Raw genomic sequence first — 20,362 nt, forward strand, 5'->3', positions numbered from 1 at the left:
GATGTCGTCGCTCGTTGCCGCCTTGGTGCTTGTGGCGTCATCCAGCTGCGTCTTCAGGTCGGTGATTTGGTCATTCAGCTTACTGATTTCGTCATCCGTTGTTGCCTTGGTGCTCGTGGCATCGTCCAGTTGCGTCTTCAACTGGTTGATTTGGTCATTCAGCTTGCTGATTTCGCCGTCCTTGTCACCCGCCGTCTTGGTCGCATCGCCGAGTTGGGTCTTCAGGTCAGTGATTTCATCGTTCAACTTGCTGATGTCCTCATCCGTTGCGCCGTTTGTGGCCGTCGCGTTATCCAGCTGTTTCTTGAGCTGGTTGATTTGGTCGGTTAGCTTGCCGATCTCGCCGTCCTTGTCACCCGCCGTCTTGGTCGCATCGCCGAGCTGGTTCTTCAGGTCAGTGATTTCATCGGTCAGCTTGCTAATGTCCTCATCCGTTGCACCGCTTGTCGACGTCGCGTTATCCAGCTGTGTCTTGAGCTGGTTGATTTGGTCGGTCAGCTTGCTGATTTCGCCGTCCTTGTCACCCGCGGTCTTGGTTGCATCGCCGAGCCGGTTCTTCAGGTCAGTGATTTCATCGTTCAACTTGCTGATGTCCTCATCCGTTGCGCCGTTTGTGGCCGTCGCGTTATCCAGCTGCGTCTTCAGCTGGTTGATTTGGTCAGTCAGCTTGCTGATTTCGCCGTCCTTGTCGCCCGCGGTCTTGGTCGCATCGCCGAGCTGGGTCTGCAAATCAGTGATGTCAGTCTTCAGCTTGTCCAGTTCATCCTTCGTGTCCTGGGCTGTGCTGGTGGCATCCCCAAGCTGCGTCTTCAGGTCGTCGATGTCACCGTTCAGCTTGGCAATTTCGTCATCCTTGTTGCCAATCGTGGACGTTGCATCACCGAGCTGGTTCTTCAATTCATCAACTTGGTCGGTCAGCTTCTTGATTTCGTCATCAAGTTTTGCCTTGTCATCATCTGGCGTCGTTGCCCCGCCATTGTCCGTTGGTGTGGTTTCACTGCCATCGTCCTTGGTTGTTGGCTCTGGCACGGTAATGGTGGTTGGGGCACCGGTCTTGTCGCCATTGACTTCAGCAATCTTGAGCTGCGTACCAGGAGCTGCGTATTCAGCCGGCAGCATGAACTTGAAGGTTTGGTCATCAGGGCTTGCCGTCACGCTGATGTCGCCACTGGTACCGCCGGAAACTGTTACCAGCGTACCCATGTCACCCAATCCAGAAATCTTGATTACGCTACCGTCGTTCGTGATGTTTTCTTCATAAATTTTCGGTGCGTCTGGCTCGTAGAACGGTACGGTGTATGCATCAGGGGTTGAGTGAACATCCCCATTTTCATCCTGTGGTGTTGCCGGATCCATTAATACTCCATCTGGTAATTCCACGTGCCAGAAGAGGCTAACATAAACCGTGCTTCCCTGAACGAATTCACTAAGAGGTGCCTCAATTTTGTATACAAAACTTTCATCAACCGGGTGTTCCAGAATCAACTGTGTCATTTCTTTATCGGCGTATATGCGAATTCGTGGATTCGTATATGTCTCACCATGTGAAACTGTCATTGGGGGAATTGATCCTGACATTGAGATGGTGTGGTCCGCGAGTGAGCGCAGACGCGGATCGGTCTTTTGCGCGCCATCATCGAAGCCAAACGCTGGACTACCCACGATAGCGGTAACTGTTGGTGCCTTAAGGGCTTCACGGTGTGGCACGGTGATTTTCCCTTCCGGACTGGTAGAACCGTTTAGAGTTTGGGTCACCTTGATGTCCGAGCCGATTTTGGCACTCGTACTTGGAATCTCAATGGTAAATGCACCCTTGTCGTCCGCCGTTGCGGTGAAGGTCTTGTCATCTTGGGTAATCAGGGTCACCGTTGCGCCGGCAGCCGCTTTACCAGTGACGGTTACCTGACCATTCACAGGGACAGTAGCGGTCCCGGTTGGTGCGGTCAGCTTCATTGCTGGGACCTTCGCGGTGACTGGGTCACTGGAACCACCCTTACCGTTTTCAACCGCCGTGATGTCTGAGCCATACGGTGCCCAGCTCAGTGGTACATCCGCCGTGTAGGTGCCGTCATCAGCAACTGGCACAACAACTTGGCCACCCTTTTCTGGGGTAATGGTAATGGTGTCACCAGGCTTCCCGGTTCCCGTTACTTCAACCGTCCCGTTAGCTGGATCAGCTACGGTTGGCGTCTTGGCAACTGGACGTGCGTACGGCACATCAACAGTTGCAGGTTTGGACGTCTTGTCGTTGTTCTTCTGGGTGACGTTCAGCTTGCTGCCTTCTGGAGCGTTTTCTTCAGGAACATCCGCCGTAAACGCCCCGTTCTCGTCAGCTGTTACCGTGACTGGGTCACCGGTTTCTGGGGTAATGGTTACCTCAGCGCCTGGTTCCGCGGTCCCAGATACTGGCACCTTGCCATCTGCTGGTGTACCCGCCTTAACGGTTGGTGCATCTGGCGTCTGGAACGGCACGTCCAGCTTAACTGGGTCACTTGAGCCACCCTTACCATCTTCGGTAACGGTTGGCGTGGATCCTGGCTTCAGGTCATCTTCAGGAACAGTGACACTGAAGGTGCCGTCATCCTTGATTGGCACGGTGATTGGGGTGCCGCCATCTTCTGGAGTGATGGTAACAACATCTTCTGGATCCCCGGTCCCACTAATCTTCGTGCCACCAGGTGTTTCTTCGGCCTTCACGGTTGGCTTGTCTGGCTTTGCGTATGGCACTGTAGCTGTGGCAGGATCGGACGTCTTGTCGTGGTTCTTCTGCGTAACGTTCAGCTTGCTGCCTTCTGGAGCGCTTGCCTCAGGAACGTCGGTCGTAAATGCCCCGTTCTCGTCAGCTGTTGCCGTGACTGGATCACCATTTTCTGGGGTAATGGTTACCTCAGCGCCTGGTTCCGCGGTCCCAGATACTGGCACCTTGCCATCCGCTGGTGCGCCCGCCTTAACCGTTGGTGCATCTGGCGTCTGGTATGGCACGTTCAGCTGAACTGGGTCACTGGAACCACCCTTACCGTCTTCGGTAACGGTTGGCTGGGAACCCGGCTTCAGTTCGTCTTCAGGAACGGTAACACTGAAGGTGCCATCATCCTTGATTGGCACGGTGATTGGGGTGCCGCCATCTTCTGGGGTGATGGTGACAACATCTTCTGGATCCCCAGTCCCACTAATCTTCGTGCCACCAGGTGTTTCTTCGGCCTTCACGGTTGGCTTGTCTGGCTTTGCGTACGGTACGGTAGCTTCTTCTGCAGGGCTATCCTTGCCATTCTTCATCTGAGTGGCGGTCACCTTGGTTCCTTCTGGTGCATCTTCTTCTGGAATATCGAGGCTGTACGTACCGTCCTCTGTGACTGGTGCCGAAACACCATTACCATTTTCTGGTTTAACGGTAACCGTCGCCCCTGGTTCACCAGTCCCGGTTACATGAACCTTACCATCTGCGCCTGGTGCTGCTGGGGTAACTGTTGGTGCGTCCGGCGTGTGAACAGGAACTTCCGCCGTGGTTGCAGGACTTTCAGGTCCATCCGTCTTCTGGGTAACCTGAAGCTTGCTGCCTTCTGGGGCGTCTTCTTCTGGCACTTCTGCCGTGTACTTACCCTGATCATCGGCAGTGGCCGTTACTGGGTCGCCCTTTTCTGGCGTGACGGTCACGGTTGCGCCTGGAACCGCGGTCCCAGATACTGGCACCGTGCCGTTGGTTGGTTCACCAACCGTGGCAGTTGGCTTGTGCAGTGGCGCCTTTTCGGTGAGTGGGTCGCTGCTGCCGCCCTTGCCGTCTTCCGTGATGGTCACTGGGGCACCATCTGGCAGTTCATCGCCAGGAACCTTCGCCTTGAACGTCCCGTCGTCACTGATTGGCACGGTGATTGGTTCGCCGCCATCTGGGGTAATCGTGACGGTGTCTTCCGGATCACCCTTACCGGTGATGGTCGTGCTTCCGTCATCGTTTGGCGTCAGCTGCACGTCACTAGGCTGGTCTGGCTTTGCGTAAGGTACATCTGCGGTTTCTTCAGGACTGTCAACACCGTTCTTCGTCTGAATCGCGGTCAGCTTGCTGCCTTCTGGGGCGTCGCTTTCAGGTACATTTACCTTGTAATCGCCCTTATCGTCGGCCTTGCCGGTAACCTTCTTGCCGCTTTCGGTGGTGAGGGTGATATCGGCGTCAGGTTCGGCCTTCCCGGTGACGGTGATGTTACCGTCCTTGTCCGGTGCACTTGGGGTCAAAGTTGGTGCATCTGGTGTGTGGAACGGTACCTGCTCCGTTGTTTCGCCGCTTGGGGTCGAACCTGGGATTTCCTGCTTAACCTTAACGTCGCTGCCTTCTGGGGCATCTTCTTCAGGAATAGTTGTCTTGAACTTGCCCTGATCATCGGCGGTGGCCGTTACTGGGTCACCATTTTCAGGTGTGACGGTCACGGTTGCACCTGGAGCCGCAGTCCCGGAAACTGGCACCGTGCCGTTGGTTGGTTCACCAACCGTGGCTGTTGGCTTGTGTAGTGGCGCCTTTTCGGTGAGTGGGTCGCTGCTGCCGCCCTTGCCATCTTCCGTGATGGTTACTGGTTTACCATCCGGCAGGTCGCTGCCAGGAATCTTTGTCTTGAACGTGCCATCGTCACTGATTGGCACGGTGATTGGTTCGCCACCTTCTGGGGTGATTGTCACGGTGTCTTCTGGGTCACCCTTACCAGTGATTGTCGTGCTGCCGTCCTCATTTGGTGTCAGCTGCACATCACTAGGCTGGTCTGGCTTTGCAAATGGTACATCCGCGGTTTCTTCAGGACTGTCCACACCGTTCTTCGTCTGAATTGCGGTCAGCTCGCTGCCTTCTGGAGCGTCGCTTTCTGGAACGGTAACCTTGTAGTCGCCCTTGTCGTCGGCCTTGCCGGTAACCTTCTTGCCACTTTCGGTGGTGAGGGTGATATCGGCGTCAGGTTCTGCCTTCCCGGTGACGGTGATGTTGCCGTCCTTGTCTGGTGCACTTGGGGTCAAAGTTGGTGCATCTGGCGTGTGGAACGGTACCTGCTTCGTTGTTTCACCGCTTGGCGCCGCATCCGGAATTTCCTGTTTGACCTTAACGTCGCTGCCTTCCGGGGCATCTTCTTCAGGAATAGTTGTATTGAACTTGCCCTGATCATCGGCGGTGGTCGTTACTGGGTCGCCCTTTTCCGGTGTGATTGTCACGGTTGCGCCTGGCTCAGCTTCACCTGAAACTGGTACCTCGCCGTTTTCCGCTTCGCCAACGGTTACTTCTGGTTCGTGCACTGGTGCAGTCACGGTTGCTGGATCACTTGGGCCACCCTTACCGTTTTCGACAACCTTAGCGTCCTTACCCGGGCCAAGGTCACTTTCCGGAATGTCAGTCTTGAACGTACCGTCATCGTTAATCGGCACGGTGATTGGCTTGCCGCCATCTGGGGTAAAGTGACTGTATCACCAGGTTCACCCTTACCGGTAATTGTCGTCCCGCCATCCTTAGCTGGGGTTGCCGTTACTTCTGGCGTTGCTGGCTTTGCGTTCGGTACGTCAGCCGTTGCTGGGTCAGAGGTCTTGCCGCCCTTTTCCTGGGTGACCGTGAGTTTGGTCCCCTCAGGTGCGTCCGTTAGTGGCACTTCCGTTGAGTAGGTGCCGTCATCCTTGACCGGCGTGGTAATTGGCGTGCCGCCATCTGGGGTAATGGAAACAGTTGCTCCAGGTTCGCCAGTCCCGCTTACGGGAACCTTGCCGTCTGTTGGTGTGCCCACCTTCACTTCAGGAGCATCAGGTGTGTGCACTGGAACGGTTCCTTCTCTGGGGTCACTGTCGGCGCCGCCGTTGTTTTGCACGGCCTTGATTGGCTGGCCTTCCTTGGCTTTGTCGCCATCAAGGAGGCCGGTGTACTTCCCGTCTGGGCCCGCGGTAACGGTGTTCGATGTGCCATCAGGGGTCGTCAGTGTTACCTTAGCGCCTGGTTCGGCCGTCCCGGTAACCTTAACCACACCGTCCTTTGGTGCCTCGACTGCAATTGTTGGTGCATCAGGCTTTGACTCTGGAACCTTAACTGAAACAGGATCACTTGTCATTGAACCTGGCTTGTCCGCCCCGTTAATGGCAACCACGCTGAGATCCTGGCCGGCAAGTTCGTTTGGCACTTCAAAACTAAATGCCCCGGTGTCATCAGCCGTCCCGGTGTATTCCTTCCCGGCCTTATCCGTTGCCACCAGTTTTACGTTAGGTCTGGTCTCACCTGTAATCTTGGTTGTTCCACCGTCGACAACGGCCTCAGCGCTTTTAATCGACACTGGGCCAAAAGGAACTATTGTTGGTGACTTAGGGCTTTTCCTACTGTCATCATCAGTGTAGGTAGTGTATGCGTACACGGTTGATCCTGATGCTGCTTTAGTGGTTGAAATTTTAATCGAGTAGTTACCTTGGGCATCAATTGGCCCGGAGCCAATTTCGATAAACCCACCATTACCGTCGTCCTTAAGAATCTTGACGACGGTTACTGAAGGATCTGGAATATTGCCAGAGAGGGTTGCTGCATTCCCACTGATTGTTGCCACCTCATCAGTCTGTGTCGCCGGCTGCGTAGTTGGTGTACTCTCCGCCGCGAACACGTTCGCGCCTTGACTAGCAAAGGCAGGAACAATCATCAGGGCCACCGTCGCAATTCCGGCTACGACCCATTTCTTCCCATCCTTGTACATACGATAGTGAAGCTTGGTTTCTCTGGTTATATTTTGTGGTACTTTATGTTGCTGGTTGTTGAATTTCATAACATAGCCTCCAAAATAATTGCATAAACCTTCACGGCCGCTAGCATAATGTTGGTAGCATTGGCCGCGTTATTGCGGCTGCTAACGCCCGTTCCCAACATGTATCATTATTAAATAAATATATAAATTTGGGGACCAGTATTACAAAACTAATTTTTTTATTTTTTGGAAGCGTCTTTAAATAACACTCGATTTAAGCCTGTTTTTGTGGTAAAACTTCAAATTCTGTAATTTAATTTTTTCGTTTTTGAAATTCGTCCCTAAGGCACCCTAATACGAATATTTTGCGACTACTGGCTTTACGCTTGTGCAGCTTGAACATATTCGTTGTGTTAACCACATGCAGCCCAAAATGTGCACAAAAAAACCAGTAGCCTTAACCACGATTGCGGTCAAGGCTACTGGCATTCTTTAGTTAATTACCACTATTAAAATTAAAGTCCGGTGCGCCAACCGTCGCTGTCACTGTTGGTGCCTTCAGTGCCTCACGGTGAGTTTCAACCGGCATTGGCAAACTGGTGCCACCCGCCGTTGTCTGGGTAACCAGCAGCTTCGTGTGTGGTGGTGCAACGGTCACTGGCACGCTGACGGTGAAGTTACCCACACCATCTGCGGCAACGGTGCCCACTTCATCACCACCCTCGGTTTTCACGGTCACGGCCGCTCCAGGTTCTGCCGTACCGGTAATCGTGGATACCTGATTGATGATTGGGGTAATCGTCGCCTTTGGTGCTTTAGGCGTGTTTGCCTCAACGGTCCCACTGACCGTATCCTTATTACCGCCAATAGTCACCGTTGCCGTTACGGTGGATCTAGCCGGTGCATCATCCAGCTTAACCACGGCCTCGTAATTGCCATCATCATCGGTCGTGGTCGTGATTGGTTCACCGTTTTGTGTCTTGATTTCAACCTCGACGTTCGGCCCGGCCTGACCAAAGACTGGCACGTACTTACCGTCCGGAACCAGCTTGCCAATCGACAGAACCCCGGCGGTGTAGGTCACAGTTTCGGTGTAGCTGTCCGTGGTTGGCTTAGTCTTCCCGCTTGTGTCAATACCGGCGAACGCAACTGACTTGTCCGCGGTGAAACCCGGCACGTCTGGCGTCTTAATCGCGCTGATTTTGTCATTCGTGCTCCAGACTTCCTGCCCATTAGCACCCTTTTCACCACTCCACGTTGCGGTTTGGGTCACGTCCTTTGGTGTATCGGTCCCAGCACCAGCGTACTTAACGGTGTAGGTAACGGTAATCACATCACCAACGCTCAAGGACCCACCCTTGACGTTTGCGGCCTTAACCGCGCTGTCCAGTTTGTGGTTGGCATCAAGTGTGCCCTGCACCTTGTTCAGCCCAGCCGCGGTCAGGACAAACGCGTTGCTGTAGTTGCCGAGTTCAGCCTTCACTTCTGGAGCCAGCTGGTAGTCGGTCCCCGCATCAAGCTTCACCGCTGAGCCGATTTTGTCACTGCCCGCCATTGCCTGCGCGGTGATCTGGCCGGAACTAGCCTTAAGCGCGGCGGCCTTAAAGTCAGTCTGGTTCGCACTCACGGTGGCACTACCACTCACGCTGACCGTCACTGCGGCCTGATTAATTGTGAGGGACCCACCAGCCGTAATGTCGGACGCTTTGAAGTTGTAATCTGGAAGCTGCTTCTGCACGGTCTTGGTCACGTAATCAGTCCCGGCCTTGGTCAGGACGAATTCATCGTTGTGCGTCCCGGACGCGCCAGTAATGGCCCCCTTAGCCCAGGTAAACATCGATGGGTCGGTCAATTCGATCGTCATCTTCTTAGTGTCATCGCTATTAATGGTGACTTCGAGCTTCGGATTGTTGCCGTTAGCATAGTAATCTTCAATCTCTGCCCAAAGAGCATCCCCGGTGTGGTCAGCAACGTCTGGTCGTGGTGCCTGGTTTGCCCAGTCAATGCTGATGGTCCCCGTTAGTTTCCCGGTCAAATCTAGCCCGGCAACGGGAACCTCAATCATCTCTGAAGTGTCATTATCAAGGACAGTGACCTTCCCGCCGTACAAATCATTCTTATCAGCATCATCTTTGCCGATTGTGAAGCTGAACGTGCCGTCGTCCTCTGCCGTGACCATCGTGATTGGCGTCAGGCCGTCCTTACTCGTGTAGCCACTGCCGGCAATAAGGTCAACCACCCCCTCGGCACTAGCCCCGGAGCCTTTGATAGTTACAGTCCCGGTACTCTTATCAACGGTTGCCGTGGCGTTCAAATCGGTGCTGACGGGAACGGTTGTGTCGCCGCCATGGTCGCCAGGGTCGTCGCCAGGGTCGGTGGTCGGGGTAGTCTCACCGCCGCCTTCAGCTTCCTTGATGTCGGTCACACCGTCGCCATCACTGTCGGCCATCTGCACGTACAGGGGGTGCGCGTAAGTATCCTGATCGTTGCCGAACTTGAAATCAAAGGTGTTGTCGCTGTAAAAGGCACTCGCAATCGCAATGTCCTTTTGGTCAGTATCGGCCGTGATTTCAGCAGTTGGGCGCACAGACAGCGGCGTGACAACCGTTGTCTTGCCGAGGAAGCTGGCGGAAAAACCGCCTTCGAAATTCTTCGCCACACTATCCATGAGGGTCGCCTGCTGTGATTCCGACAGCGTCTGGCTGGTGTTCGCGGACAGGGTTGCATCAACTTTGTCGGCAACCAGTTCGGTCAGGTTAATGCCCGAAAGGTCAACGTAAAACTTGGTGTAATCACCGTCGGCCGTCTTGGAATCCTCCACCGCATAAACTGGCGCCAGTGCGGTGACGGTACTAATATCTTCAAGTGCCTGCATGGCCGAATCGCCAAGGCCCCCAACAATCGGGATAAGGCTCACTAAGCCTTGGAATACATTGTAAAATGGCACAATGTCACCCAGGCTCTTCGTGAATTCAGCCGTGACCACCGCGTAGTTCTTCCCGCCAATCTTGCGGATCTGCGCCTGCAAACCATCCCCAAGCTGAATAACGTCGTACTGACCGTTAGTCCCAAAGATGCTGGCTGAACCAAGGGACGAATTGGTCGTAACCACATCCACGTCCTGGGTCTGGTCACTAGTTTTGAATTCAACCGGCTTGCGCGTACTTTCACCGACACCATTAGTGCCCAAGCTGGCCGCTTCATCGTTTAAGTTGGTGAACTTCTCACCAAGGCCAACATCTGACGGTGTAATGGTATCGACATTGATGTCGTCAGTGTCCAGTTTCGTCTCTGATTTTTCCGCGACATCCACGGAGATGATTGACGTCCGATCATCAGCTAAGTCGTTTGCTGCACTCTTTGCGGCCGCTTTTTGTTCAGCGGTTGCGCTAGGCAAATCAAGCGTCGCGTACGCCGAATCGCCGTTCTTGGTCGCCGTCAAAGTTACGGCGCCGGCAACACGGGTGTTAATGGAGTAACCACCATCCGCACTCGCGGTGATATTCCCCAGGACGTGCCCCGAGTCGGCCACCGCCGTGATTGTCGCTCCGGGTGTGGCTTGACCGCTAATGGTGGTCATCCCCAAGGCGTTTTGACTGTACTTCGCGGTGATGGTCACCGCCTCTTTCTTTGCCGGTTCAGCCGGTTTTACGGCTTCTCTTGCCGGCGCAAGTACGACCTTTTGTGTTGCTGCTTTAGCCTGCCCATCAGTTTGTGCCGCTGGTGTGGTTTGCTTTGCTGCCTTGTCAGCGGCGGTCTTGGCACTGTCCTCAGATGCTTCCGTTGCCGGTGCTTTCGTATCCTGGTTCTCTGGTTCAGTCGCCGCATCCGCCTGATCCGTTACCGCGTCAAAACCGAACGACGGGGTTTCGACTGTCTGCGTCACTGCGCTTTTATCGGCCGCGTCGGCATCCGTTGCCGCCTGGGTTGAATGCGGCGTCGCAACCATGAACGCGGCCGTGACGACGCTAAACAACCCGGCAATGACCCATCTTTTGCCGTCCTTGTACATCTTATACCGAACTGTGCTTGTAGCATGTTGCTTACTTCGCATAAGCTCCTCCTCCATTGTCAGGTCTAAGGGCACACTTCGCCCTACCCATCAACTTTGGCCAACGCTACCAACACTAACCACCGTTAGCATAACCGATGACTAGTTAACCACGCACGCAAGTTTCCAATACTATTTTTATATTTTTTGTAACTGACGCAACAAGACTGCAATCCGGGCGTGCAACTAATCCTGCTTTTTGTCGTTAAATAGTGCATTCAACCCCGACGCCGTGAAGTGTTAACATTAATGTAGATGGATATCGGCGGCACGAAACGGAGGCGGATTGGTAATGAACTACACCCACCAACTTATTTTTTTGCAGCAGCAATTCGACACTTGGATGCTCTACTTCTTCGCGTACGGCTTTATTGGCTGGCTGTGGGAAAGCGGCTACGTTAGCTGGCACAAACACAAATGGGTCAACTCCGGTTTTTTGAACGGCCCCGTCATCCCCGTGTACGGCTTCAGCATGACCGCCGTCCTCGCCATTGTCTCCCCGTTTGCGCACAACCTGGTGCTACTGTATCTGCTCAGCGCCCTCACCGTCACCGTGATCGAGTACGTCACGGGCTGGGGCATGGAAAAACTATTCCACGCGCGCTGGTGGGACTACAGCAAGGTGCCCCTTAACCTGAACGGCCGCGTCGCCCTGCCGATTTCCGCATTCTGGGGTCTTGGCGTGGTCTTCATCGTGAAGTGCATCCACCCATTCATCGCCCGGATTGTCACCCACCTGGATATGCGTTACGGCATGTTCGTCGTGGTGCTGCTACTGACGCTGTTCATGTTTGACGTTGGCTTCACCATCGCCAACGCCCTCGCATTCGGCGCCGCAACCAAGCGCATCGGTGACGCAATCGCGGACAAAAAGGCCGAGATTGAAGCCCGCCTTGAAGACTCACCGCGGGCTCAGGAAAGCAGACAGTGGCTGGAGGAGTACCGCGCCAGCAAGCGTGACGGCAAGTTGCCCCGCCTGAATTACGTGCAGCGGCGCCTGCTTGAAAGTTTTCCGAACCTGCAACTGCACGACACGGTAACTAACGCCAAGGATATTGAAGATCTGGTCGCACTCCTGCGGGAAAAGGCACGACACAAGTAAATAAAAAGAACAAAAGCGAGGCAAACCCAATACGAATTTGCCTCGCTTTTTATGCTGCTTAGTGGAAGAACATCAGATAAGCCATTAACATGGTCCACAGCGTGCCGCCAACTAGAAGCGCCCGGCCGCTGCGCACCTGCGTCCGGCTAACAAAATAACCCAAGAATGCAGCCAGTGCACCCGGCACGTAATTCAAAATAATGTTATCAAGCGCCATCGGAAACTGAAACGCCGCCTTACGATAAATGTACGTTGCCGCAATCAGCAGCGCAAATATGCCGGCAACAATTGCAAACCACAGGCCTTGATACAGCGTCACCCGAAAGTTTATATCCATTCTGGACACAGCCACCACTACGATAATTAACGCGACCAACAAAAGTAGCCAATTCGTTCCCATTTTTGCCACCAACCCAACTTAATTAATTATGCCCAGTTTAGCACAACATCGGACTGTGTCATCGGCAACCCAAAATTAGTATTAGCGCCGCCGCCCACTTCGCGTTAGACTAATCAATAGTAAGTACACACCATATACGGAGGTTGAATTTGATGAAAATTGCAATTATCGGTGCATCTGGCATGGCCGGCAGTGCCCTTTACCAAGAAGCAACAAAACGCGGCCACGAAGTCACTGGCTTCGCGCGCAACATCGCCCACGCCCGCACGGTCCTCGGCGAAAACGCGAACATTGTCCAGCGCGATGGGTTCACGTTAACGCGCGTCCAGCTGCAGAACTTCGACGTCGTCATTGACGCCATCAGTGCCCCAGCAAACAAGGCGTACCTGCACATCGACCTGGCCGCGCACCTGATTCACGAACTGCGCAACACAACCAAGCCCTATCTGGCCTTCATCACCGGGGCTGGCAGCCTAATTAGCGACGGCCACCCCTTCGTTCAGGACCTGGCAAAGGCGCCGGGGTCAGAAAACTTCATCAGCATTCCCCGCAGTCAGGCCGCCGAGCTGGAATTCCTGCGCCACGTCGACAACGTGCGCTGGACCGCGGTTTCCCCCGCTGCTTCGTTTGTCGCCGGCCCCGCAACCGACTTTGTGCTCGGCCAAGATGACCTGCTGCGGAATGCAAACGGCGATTCCGTCCTGAACAGCGGGACCATGGCCGTAGCGCTGTTAAACGAGGTGGAACAGCCGGAGCACGAGTACACGCGGTTTACGCTGCGGAACAAGTAACACACCAGAAGTAAGTTCAATGAAGAATTAACACGTGCGGGCAAAACATGCGGTGAGGAGAATCGTTCCCCACCGCATGTTTTGTAGTATTCAAAGAAACCAGCGCAACACTGGCCATCTCGCCACCAGCTACTTAAGCCACCGCCCGTAAATTGTCAGCCAGTGCAGTAATTCCAGTTTTCGCACCGTCCCGAGGCCCGGGAAGTGGTGCGTCTCCCCGAACTGCAGCAGCTCATCCGTCGCGGCCGTTCGCGCATCTGGGTTAACCCGCAACCATGCGGCAAGTGGCCCCAGCGTCTCCAAGAACTTGGCCCCCGGATTGCTAAAGTCATCATTGTTCACGGAGACGAAATGCTGGACGTAGAGGCATCCTCGGCGCACGTGCAGCAAGTGCAGGGCAATGGCGCGCTGGGGGTAACCGTGCTCGTCATAATGCGCGGTGGCCAGCGGGTAATCCGCCACGCCAGCACCAGGCATGAAGGCAAGCGGGTATTGGTAAAGTTCATCCTGCAGCGTTGAATACTCCTCGGTGTAACTGCGCGTCGGGTAATGATCCGCCAGGTAAATCGCCGGCTTGTGGCCCAGAGCACGCACCCGCGCCTCATCGGGCAAAAGCGCCAGCTGCCCCGTTTCAAGTAGCGCCCCCTGTGCCTTGGTTTGCGTCACCACTAACTGGCTGGGTGCATCGGTACCGTCAAAATACCGGGCCCATTGCACCGGCGCCGGAAGCGGATCGGGCAGACTGTAGCGCGGATGCGCGAGTAACCCGTACTGCCCCACCTGCGGATTCTGAATGATAAAGAGTGGGTGCTTGGCCTTGGCAAAGGCTGCGACCACGCGGGGCAGGGCCGCAATGTCCTTCACCGGCTCAATAATCGGCACGATGCTTGGACTCATCCCCGCCGCTGCGGCCGCACTTAGCGCCAGCAAATCGTACTGGCGGCCGCGAATCAGAGGATAATATTTCATGACTGCTCCTTGCCGGTTAGCCCCAGCTTGAGCAGTGCCAGTTCGCCGGTGAGTGCGTCCACCTCTTCCTGTAGGGCGGCCGTCGTCGTATCGGTCACCTCGGCAACAAACTGGTCGTACAAATTATTGTCGGGATGGTATATGTCGTAATCACCGCTGCGCTTCCGCAATTCCTTCAGCAACTGCTCATCACTGTATTGCGCCAGTCCCTTTTCCACCCGCTTGGCTTTTTGTACCTCGCGATTAAGGCTGCTCACGAAATGCGCCATCAGCTGGCTATCGCTAATTTGTAACTCCTGGTGCCGCGCCGGCCTAACGATGGTCAGGGCGCCCGGTACGGTCACGGGCACAAGTGATGCGGCCAGGGCCGCGGCATCGAAGGCACGATAGGTCATCACGCCAATGTGCGCCGGAATCTCGGCTTGCACCTGCGGATAGAGCTTGGCGTCACTGTGAAAATCACTTTTGGTGACCTTGAGCTCAAAACACCGCCACGTGTGCTCAGCCCCATCCGTTTGCAGCACGAGCGTGTCCACGATGCCCGCGTCTTCCGGCAGGCTGACCTCCTCGACGGCGACGGCGCCCTGCTCCTCCCAGTAGGCGTAGAGAGTCTTTTCCAAATCTAGCGTTAGTTGTGTCTTGGACATGTGCCCGCCTCCAGTCATTTGGCCTCATTATAAGAACATCCATTTTGCGGTGCAACCGGTACATTCGCCGGCGTGCTCTTCTAGTCTATGCTCGGTGGCAACCACCGCGTGCTGGAAGCCATTTTTGCGCTAACGACACAGGACATATTTTTTGGAAGCAAAATGACGTAGAACTTCAATGAAGAGTTGTTTTCATTCGCGATTCGATGCAAGTTTCACGTGAAACCGGCGCATATTTAAAAATATGTCGTGTGTCGTTTGTCGTTTGGCCAGAAACACATTCTTGTGGCACGTAAAAGGCAGCAACCGCACCTGGTTTCACCCAAGGACAATTGCTGCCGAGTTGCTCACACTTCTATGATTAACGTCCGCTTAGCGATTCCATCGCGAGCTTGATGAGCCGCTCGTAATCGGCGCGCATTGCGTCCGTGATTGTCACTTCATTCATCTTCTGGCCGAGCCGCATGTTCTTCGCGTTGATGACCATGTCAGTGCGCGTGTCGCGCTCTTGAATTAGCTGCTCGTAGTAATCGGACAGTTCATCGTGAACGGGTTTGTCCGCCGCCGTCAATCCGGCGGCCATCTGCAAAACGATGCTGAGCGCTTCTTGCCGCCGTTCACTGCCCTGGTGGTGCCACTGAATGGCATCCTTCTTCGCAAACGGGTGCGCCAATGACCGTCCGCGGCTAGTCTTCATGCCCACTAACCGGCGCACGTCAATGTCAAGCACGTGCGCCAGTGCCAGCAGTGCGTCCATGTTGGGGTGGCTCACGTCGAGCTCCCAATTATTCAACGTTTCTCGCTCAATCCGCAGCTGGGCGGCCAGCGTGTCTGGATCAACGCCGACGTCTTGCCGGCTTGCCATAATGTAGCGACCAATTTTCAATGCCATTGCACTCACCTCATGTACTAGCATACAGGTTGAAAGCGTTTTGAGCCAGTCCCAAATTACGTGTGTGGGGCACAAAAAAAGCTCACGTAACCGCCGATGGGTTACGTGAGCTTCTTGACGATTAGATAGAACGGGTGAACATCCGGTCGTTAGCAGCCGGAGTTTGAACATCGTCAACCATCCGATCACTTGCAAGTACGACCAATCCCAAAACAATAATACCGATAACGGCCAAAACCATGATTCAATTCCTCCTAGCTTACGATAATCCCGTGTCTTTCCGCACGCACGATTGCTTGCGGTTCCGTTTGATTTCATAAGTAATCTTAACCGGCAAACCGACTCGCAGCAAGAATAATGCGCTAAGCATTGGCTAAGAAGTTGAGCAATTTCAGAAAAGCATTTTCCTCATAAATCAGGGTTAACTAAGCACGCAATGAGCACCCTTCCCAGAATTGGCGCGAGCGCTTCTCATAAATAATATTGTTCGTGATATCGCGACATATCCATTCCGCCACAGGTAACGTAAAGTGCTGTCGCAAACACGTCACGTTGACTAATGCTGACGTGGCGGTGTTTGCGTCCATTTCAAGCCGAACGGTGTCGAATTTATCGTTCAATAAGTGTTCACAATATACATACATCAGTTTGAGAATGAATAACACAATTTCTCAAAGAATAATGAGCACACTCAAATATCATCGTGGCGGTTTCTGAGGGTGATTTTGCCAGTTTTCTCATTTTAATCACTGGCCCCCGTCATATAAATTCTGAAAAAGTTTCCGGGATAAACCACTTTTTTTGCAATCGCAGCCTTTACAGGGCACTTGGCGCCATCAATCCGTAAAACCCTTCCGCAAGCAGGTGCTTCAGGCTGTCGGTGTTGTATTGTCCCCGCGCCCAATATTTCCTCATCTGGTGCGAGTGAAAGTGGCCACCGGAATAATCAAACTCGATGTGCACCTGATCGCCCTTTTGGTAGACGTTCAGGTTCGAAACGTCGTCGTGGTCAATCCGTTCGGTCTTCGCCGCAATGCGGTCGGCATTAAATGTCCACGGCAGGCGCGCGCAGTAAATGGCGCTTTGCGTGACTATTAGCGCACACGCCTTTTCCGTCATGCCCGTCAGCCCGTTAGTCGCATCGAACGTATCAATTACCGCCGCCACCTTGCTGGCCTTGGGGTGAGTGATGCGCTGCACCAGCATGAAGTTATTGTCGGGCGTGACCCCGATTCGCCCCGTTAACGTGGCCATCTGCTCTTGATCAGGAATTAAGAAACCCATTTGTGCACCTCCAAAATAGTAAAACGCTTGCACTAATTATAAACTTAGCCGCGCCGTTGCACCATACGTGTCTTTACATAACGGGTGCAAAACTTTACACAGCCTAAACACCCCCGCAACATGCAGGCCCTAACATGAAGTTGTTGGCAAGGCAGCAGTGCTCCCCAACCATTTTTGGGCAATTATTCAGGAGGATACCATCATGAAGAAAAGTTTATTCGGCACCGGCGTGTTGCTACTAACGGTGCTTACGCTGATCGGTTGCGGCAATGCATCCAGCAGTGGAGCAAAGAAGACGCAGGCGGCAAGCAGCGCAAAAATCGTTGCAGTTGGGTCAACGGCCTTGCAGCCACTGGTTGAACAGGCCGCCAAGCAGTACCAGGAGGACAACCCCGCGGCTAACATCACCGTTCAGGGTGGCGGTTCGGGCGCCGGCCTCACGCAGGTGGCTGACGGCGCGGTCACCATTGGTAATTCCGATATTTTTGCCGAGGAGCAAGGCGGCATCAGCGCCAAGAAGCTGGTCGATCACCAGGTCGCCGTGGTCGGAATTGCGCCGATTGCTAACCCGGATGCGGGCGTGACGAACTTGACCCACGCGCAGCTCGTAAAGATTTTTACCGGCAAAATCACGAACTGGAAGCAAGTTGGCGGCAAGAACCAACCAATTGTGCTAATCAACCGCACCCAGGGTTCCGGGACAAGACGCACCTTCGAATCATTTGCGCTCAAAACCACGAAGGTCAAGACCGCCCAGGAACAGGACAGCAACGGTACCGTGTTCAAGATGGTACAAACCACACCCGGCGCGATTTCCTATATCGCCTTTTCCTATCTCAAACGCGGTGTGCAGGCCCTCAGCCTAGATGGCGTCAAACCCACGGCCAAGAACGTCACGACTAACACGTGGCCGGTTTGGGCGTACGAGCACATGTACACCAAGGGTTCACCCAAGGCGGGCACGGTTAAGTTCATCCAGTACTTACAATCCAAGTCACTCCAACAGACGCTCATTAAGAAGATGGGCTACATTCCCGTGACCAAGATGCAGGTGGCGCGCACTGTAGACGGGAGCATCGAGGACAAATAGCGGGTTAGCTCGTCTGCGTTACGTCGCGCCCGTCAATGCCAAACACGGCCACGATCAGCAGGGTCCGCCCCTTTGATTGTGGCCTTTTTGGTGCGAGCAAAAGCCATGGCGCCAATTTACCCGCGCGTCAAAACCCGTACCCGCTGCACGGCGGGAATCGCCGCAAGTTGCGCCTTGATGTCGTCGATCCCCGCCGCACGCAACTCGTTGGTATCGATGATGGTGTACGCCTCGTTTTTCTTGGCCGCGTTGCTCATGCCCTCGATGTTAATTCCGGCCGCGGCCAAACTCGTTGCGATTTGGCCGACCATGTTCGGAATATTCTCGTGCATCACGGTGATGCGGTAGCGGGTCACAAAGGGCACCTGCAGGGTTGGCAAGTTCACACTGAACTGCACGTTGCCGGTTTCGAGGAAATTCATGATGGTGTCCGCCCCCTGCACCGCCCCGTTGGCCTCGGCCTGGAGCGTGGAGCCACCAAGGTGCGGCGTGACCAGCACATCATCGCGGCCGACAATTTCGTCATCGCCAAAATCCGTCATGTAACGCTGCACCTTGCCCGCCGTAAGCGCCTGAGCCACCGCATGGTTGTCAACGATGCCGCCACGGGCAAAATTGAGGAGCACTACGCCCGGCTTCATCTGCGCAATCTCTTCTGCACCAATCAAGCCCGTGGTCTCGGCGTTTTTCGGCACATGGACGGTCACGTAATCAGCCTGCGCGATGGCCTCGCTCAGTGTGGCCGCCCGCACCGTGCTGCTCGGGATGTGCCACGCGTCATCGGCAGACAGGTACGGATCATACCCAACAACGCGCATGCCGAGGTCGCTGGCGGCACTGGCAACAAGCGCGCCGACGTGGCCCACCCCGATGACCGCTAGCGTTTTGCCGAGAAGTTCGGTGCCGTTAAATTGCGTTTTCTCCGCTTCAGTACGGGTGGAAATATCGGCGCCAACGGTCTTCATGGCGTACTTGGCCGCGGAAAATAGCTTGCGGGAGGCAATGATGAGCATCGCCACCACCAGTTCCTTGACGGCGTTGGCGTTGCTACCGGGCGTGGTGAACACCGCCGTCCCGTTCGCCGTGGCCGCGTGCAGCGGAATGTTGTTGTACCCGGCGCCGCAGCGCACGATGGCCTTGAGGTTTGGCGGCAAGACTTGCGCGCGCAGGTTCACGGAACGAATCAGGTACGCGTCCGGGTTGTCCGTTTGGTTCAGGGCGTATTGCCTACCAAACCGGTCAAGTCCAGCCTGGGCGATGGCGTTATAGGTTTTTACTTGATACATTTGTTTTCCTCCAATTGGTTGTGCTGTTCAAAATCGTTCAGGAAGTCAATCAGTGCGGTCACCCCGGCAAGTGGCATCGCGTTGTATAGGCTGGCGCGCAATCCGCCGACAATGCGGTGACCGGCCAGGTTCATGAGGCCCTCGGCACTTGCTGCGCGCACGGCTTTTGCGTCAAGGTCCGCATCCCCCGTAGTGAACGTCACGTTGGTCAGCGAGCGGTCGCCGCGGTGCACCAGGCTGTGAAATAGGTGTGATTCGTCCAGGAACGCATACAGTTTGCCGGCCTTCACCTCATTGCGCCGCTGCATTGCGGCCACACCGCCCTGTGTGATTACCCACCTGAGCACTAGGTTCACGGCGTAAATAGCGAACACCGGGGGCGTGTTACTGAGCGAGCGCTTGGTCATGAATAGCTGGTAATCGAGCATGCTTGGTAGCCCCGGCACCTGCTTGACCAGATTCTTGCGCACAATCACGACGGTGACACCGGCGGGACCAAGATTCTTCTGCGCGCCCGCAAAGATCATGCCAAAATCACGCACATCGTATTCCTGCGCCAGAATGTTGGACGACATGTCCGCCACAATCGGCGTGGCGCCCGCGTCCGGCAGCTGCCTGAACATTGTTCCCTCAATCGTGTTGTTCACGCAGACGTGCAAATAATCGTAATGGTTTTGCCGCATCGGTGCCGCCAGATTCGGTAGCTGCGCGTATTGCTGGGCCTTGGTGCTGGCCAGAACGTCCACAGCCACGCCCAATTTGGTGGCTTCCTCGGCCGCCTTCACCGCCCACTGACCGCTATCCAGCACCGCGATGCGCCGATTCGTTGTCGCCAAGTTCAGCGGGGCCGCGGCGAACTGGCCGGTGCCGCCACCCTGCATGAACAGGACCGCGTAATCATCGGGGATGTGCATCAGCGTGCGCAAATTGGCCTCAGCTTCCCTGATGATAGCGTCAAAATCGCGGCCACGGTGTGATACCTCCAAGATGCTCATCCCCGAGCCGTTCAGCGACGCCATTTCCGTCCCAATCTGGGCAATAACTGATGCCGGCATGACGGCTGGTCCGGCGGCAAAATTATAAACTGGCATATTATTCCTCCCGCGCAGGCAAGTGCCCGCGTTCTCCACGTAACTTTCTGACCATACAAAAACGCCCGCACAGCTTCGAAAC

General features: G+C 54.9%; 13 protein-coding genes. 3 read left to right on the plus strand and 10 right to left on the minus strand.

Going from position 1 to position 20,362, the window contains the following annotated elements; translation table 11 throughout:
* The 3 genes from EKN00_RS11035 to EKN00_RS03695 all read right to left on the minus strand — a co-directional run.
* Window positions 1-5,388, minus strand: a 5,388-nt coding sequence (locus tag EKN00_RS11035) for an Ig-like domain-containing protein (RefSeq protein WP_241559457.1), incomplete at its 3' end; no start/stop codon positions are given.
* Complete coding sequence (locus EKN00_RS03690; RefSeq protein WP_127848806.1) at window positions 5,274-6,758, minus strand: Ig-like domain-containing protein; 1,485 nt, start codon at window positions 6,756-6,758, stop codon at window positions 5,274-5,276. The genes EKN00_RS03690 and EKN00_RS11035, both read right to left, overlap by 115 nt.
* Window positions 6,759-7,173: 415 nt before the next feature.
* Window positions 7,174-10,731: an Ig-like domain-containing protein gene (locus tag EKN00_RS03695; protein WP_164848012.1), complete on the minus strand. Its 3,558-nt coding sequence runs from the start codon at window positions 10,729-10,731 to the stop codon at window positions 7,174-7,176.
* Between the two features lie 289 nt (window positions 10,732-11,020).
* Here EKN00_RS03695 and EKN00_RS03700 point away from each other — a divergent pair, with 289 nt between their 5' ends.
* Window positions 11,021-11,830, plus strand: coding sequence for a putative ABC transporter permease (locus tag EKN00_RS03700; protein WP_127848808.1), 810 nt, complete (start codon window positions 11,021-11,023; stop codon window positions 11,828-11,830).
* A 58-nt stretch (window positions 11,831-11,888) separates the two neighbouring features.
* Here the strand turns inward: EKN00_RS03700 and EKN00_RS03705 are convergent, their stop codons facing one another.
* Window positions 11,889-12,167 carry a hypothetical protein gene (locus EKN00_RS03705; protein ID WP_127848809.1) on the minus strand — a complete coding sequence of 93 codons (279 nt, stop codon included), beginning with the start codon at window positions 12,165-12,167 and terminating at the stop codon, window positions 11,889-11,891.
* Between the two features lie 215 nt (window positions 12,168-12,382).
* Between EKN00_RS03705 and EKN00_RS03710 the strand changes: the two genes are divergently transcribed.
* Window positions 12,383-13,021 carry an NAD(P)H-binding protein gene (locus tag EKN00_RS03710; protein WP_127848810.1) on the plus strand — a complete coding sequence of 213 codons (639 nt, stop codon included), beginning with the start codon at window positions 12,383-12,385 and terminating at the stop codon, window positions 13,019-13,021.
* Window positions 13,022-13,150: 129 nt separating this feature from the next.
* On the opposite strand, the gene EKN00_RS03715 is transcribed toward EKN00_RS03710, so the two are convergent.
* The 4 genes from EKN00_RS03715 to EKN00_RS03730 form a co-directional block, all read right to left on the minus strand.
* Window positions 13,151-13,990, minus strand: coding sequence for a sce7725 family protein (locus EKN00_RS03715; protein ID WP_127848811.1), 840 nt, complete (start codon window positions 13,988-13,990; stop codon window positions 13,151-13,153).
* Window positions 13,987-14,637, minus strand: coding sequence for a hypothetical protein (locus tag EKN00_RS03720; RefSeq protein WP_127848812.1), 651 nt, complete (start codon window positions 14,635-14,637; stop codon window positions 13,987-13,989). Before EKN00_RS03720 ends, EKN00_RS03715 begins: the two co-directional genes overlap by 4 nt.
* Window positions 14,638-14,998: 361 nt before the next feature.
* Entirely contained in the window at window positions 14,999-15,529 is a 531-nt protein-coding gene (locus EKN00_RS03725) for a helix-turn-helix domain-containing protein (protein WP_127848813.1), read from the minus strand.
* Window positions 15,530-16,345: 816 nt separating this feature from the next.
* Entirely contained in the window at window positions 16,346-16,813 is a 468-nt protein-coding gene (locus EKN00_RS03730) for a hypothetical protein (RefSeq protein ID WP_127848814.1), read from the minus strand.
* Between the two features lie 202 nt (window positions 16,814-17,015).
* Here EKN00_RS03730 and EKN00_RS03735 point away from each other — a divergent pair, with 202 nt between their 5' ends.
* Complete coding sequence (locus EKN00_RS03735; protein ID WP_127848815.1) at window positions 17,016-17,903, plus strand: phosphate ABC transporter substrate-binding protein; 888 nt, start codon at window positions 17,016-17,018, stop codon at window positions 17,901-17,903.
* Window positions 17,904-18,019: 116 nt separating this feature from the next.
* Here the strand turns inward: EKN00_RS03735 and EKN00_RS03740 are convergent, their stop codons facing one another.
* Window positions 18,020-19,189 carry a 3-phosphoglycerate dehydrogenase family protein gene (locus tag EKN00_RS03740; RefSeq protein ID WP_127848816.1) on the minus strand — a complete coding sequence of 390 codons (1,170 nt, stop codon included), beginning with the start codon at window positions 19,187-19,189 and terminating at the stop codon, window positions 18,020-18,022.
* The gene (serC, locus tag EKN00_RS03745; protein WP_127848817.1) at window positions 19,177-20,280 is read right to left on the minus strand and encodes a 3-phosphoserine/phosphohydroxythreonine transaminase; all 1,104 of its coding nucleotides are present in this window, start codon (window positions 20,278-20,280) and stop codon (window positions 19,177-19,179) included. Before serC ends, EKN00_RS03740 begins: the two co-directional genes overlap by 13 nt.
* Between the last annotated feature and the right edge of the window lie 82 nt (window positions 20,281-20,362).

Source organism: Lacticaseibacillus hulanensis (assembly GCF_004010095.1).
Classification (GTDB): Bacteria; Bacillota; Bacilli; order Lactobacillales; family Lactobacillaceae; genus Lacticaseibacillus; species Lacticaseibacillus hulanensis.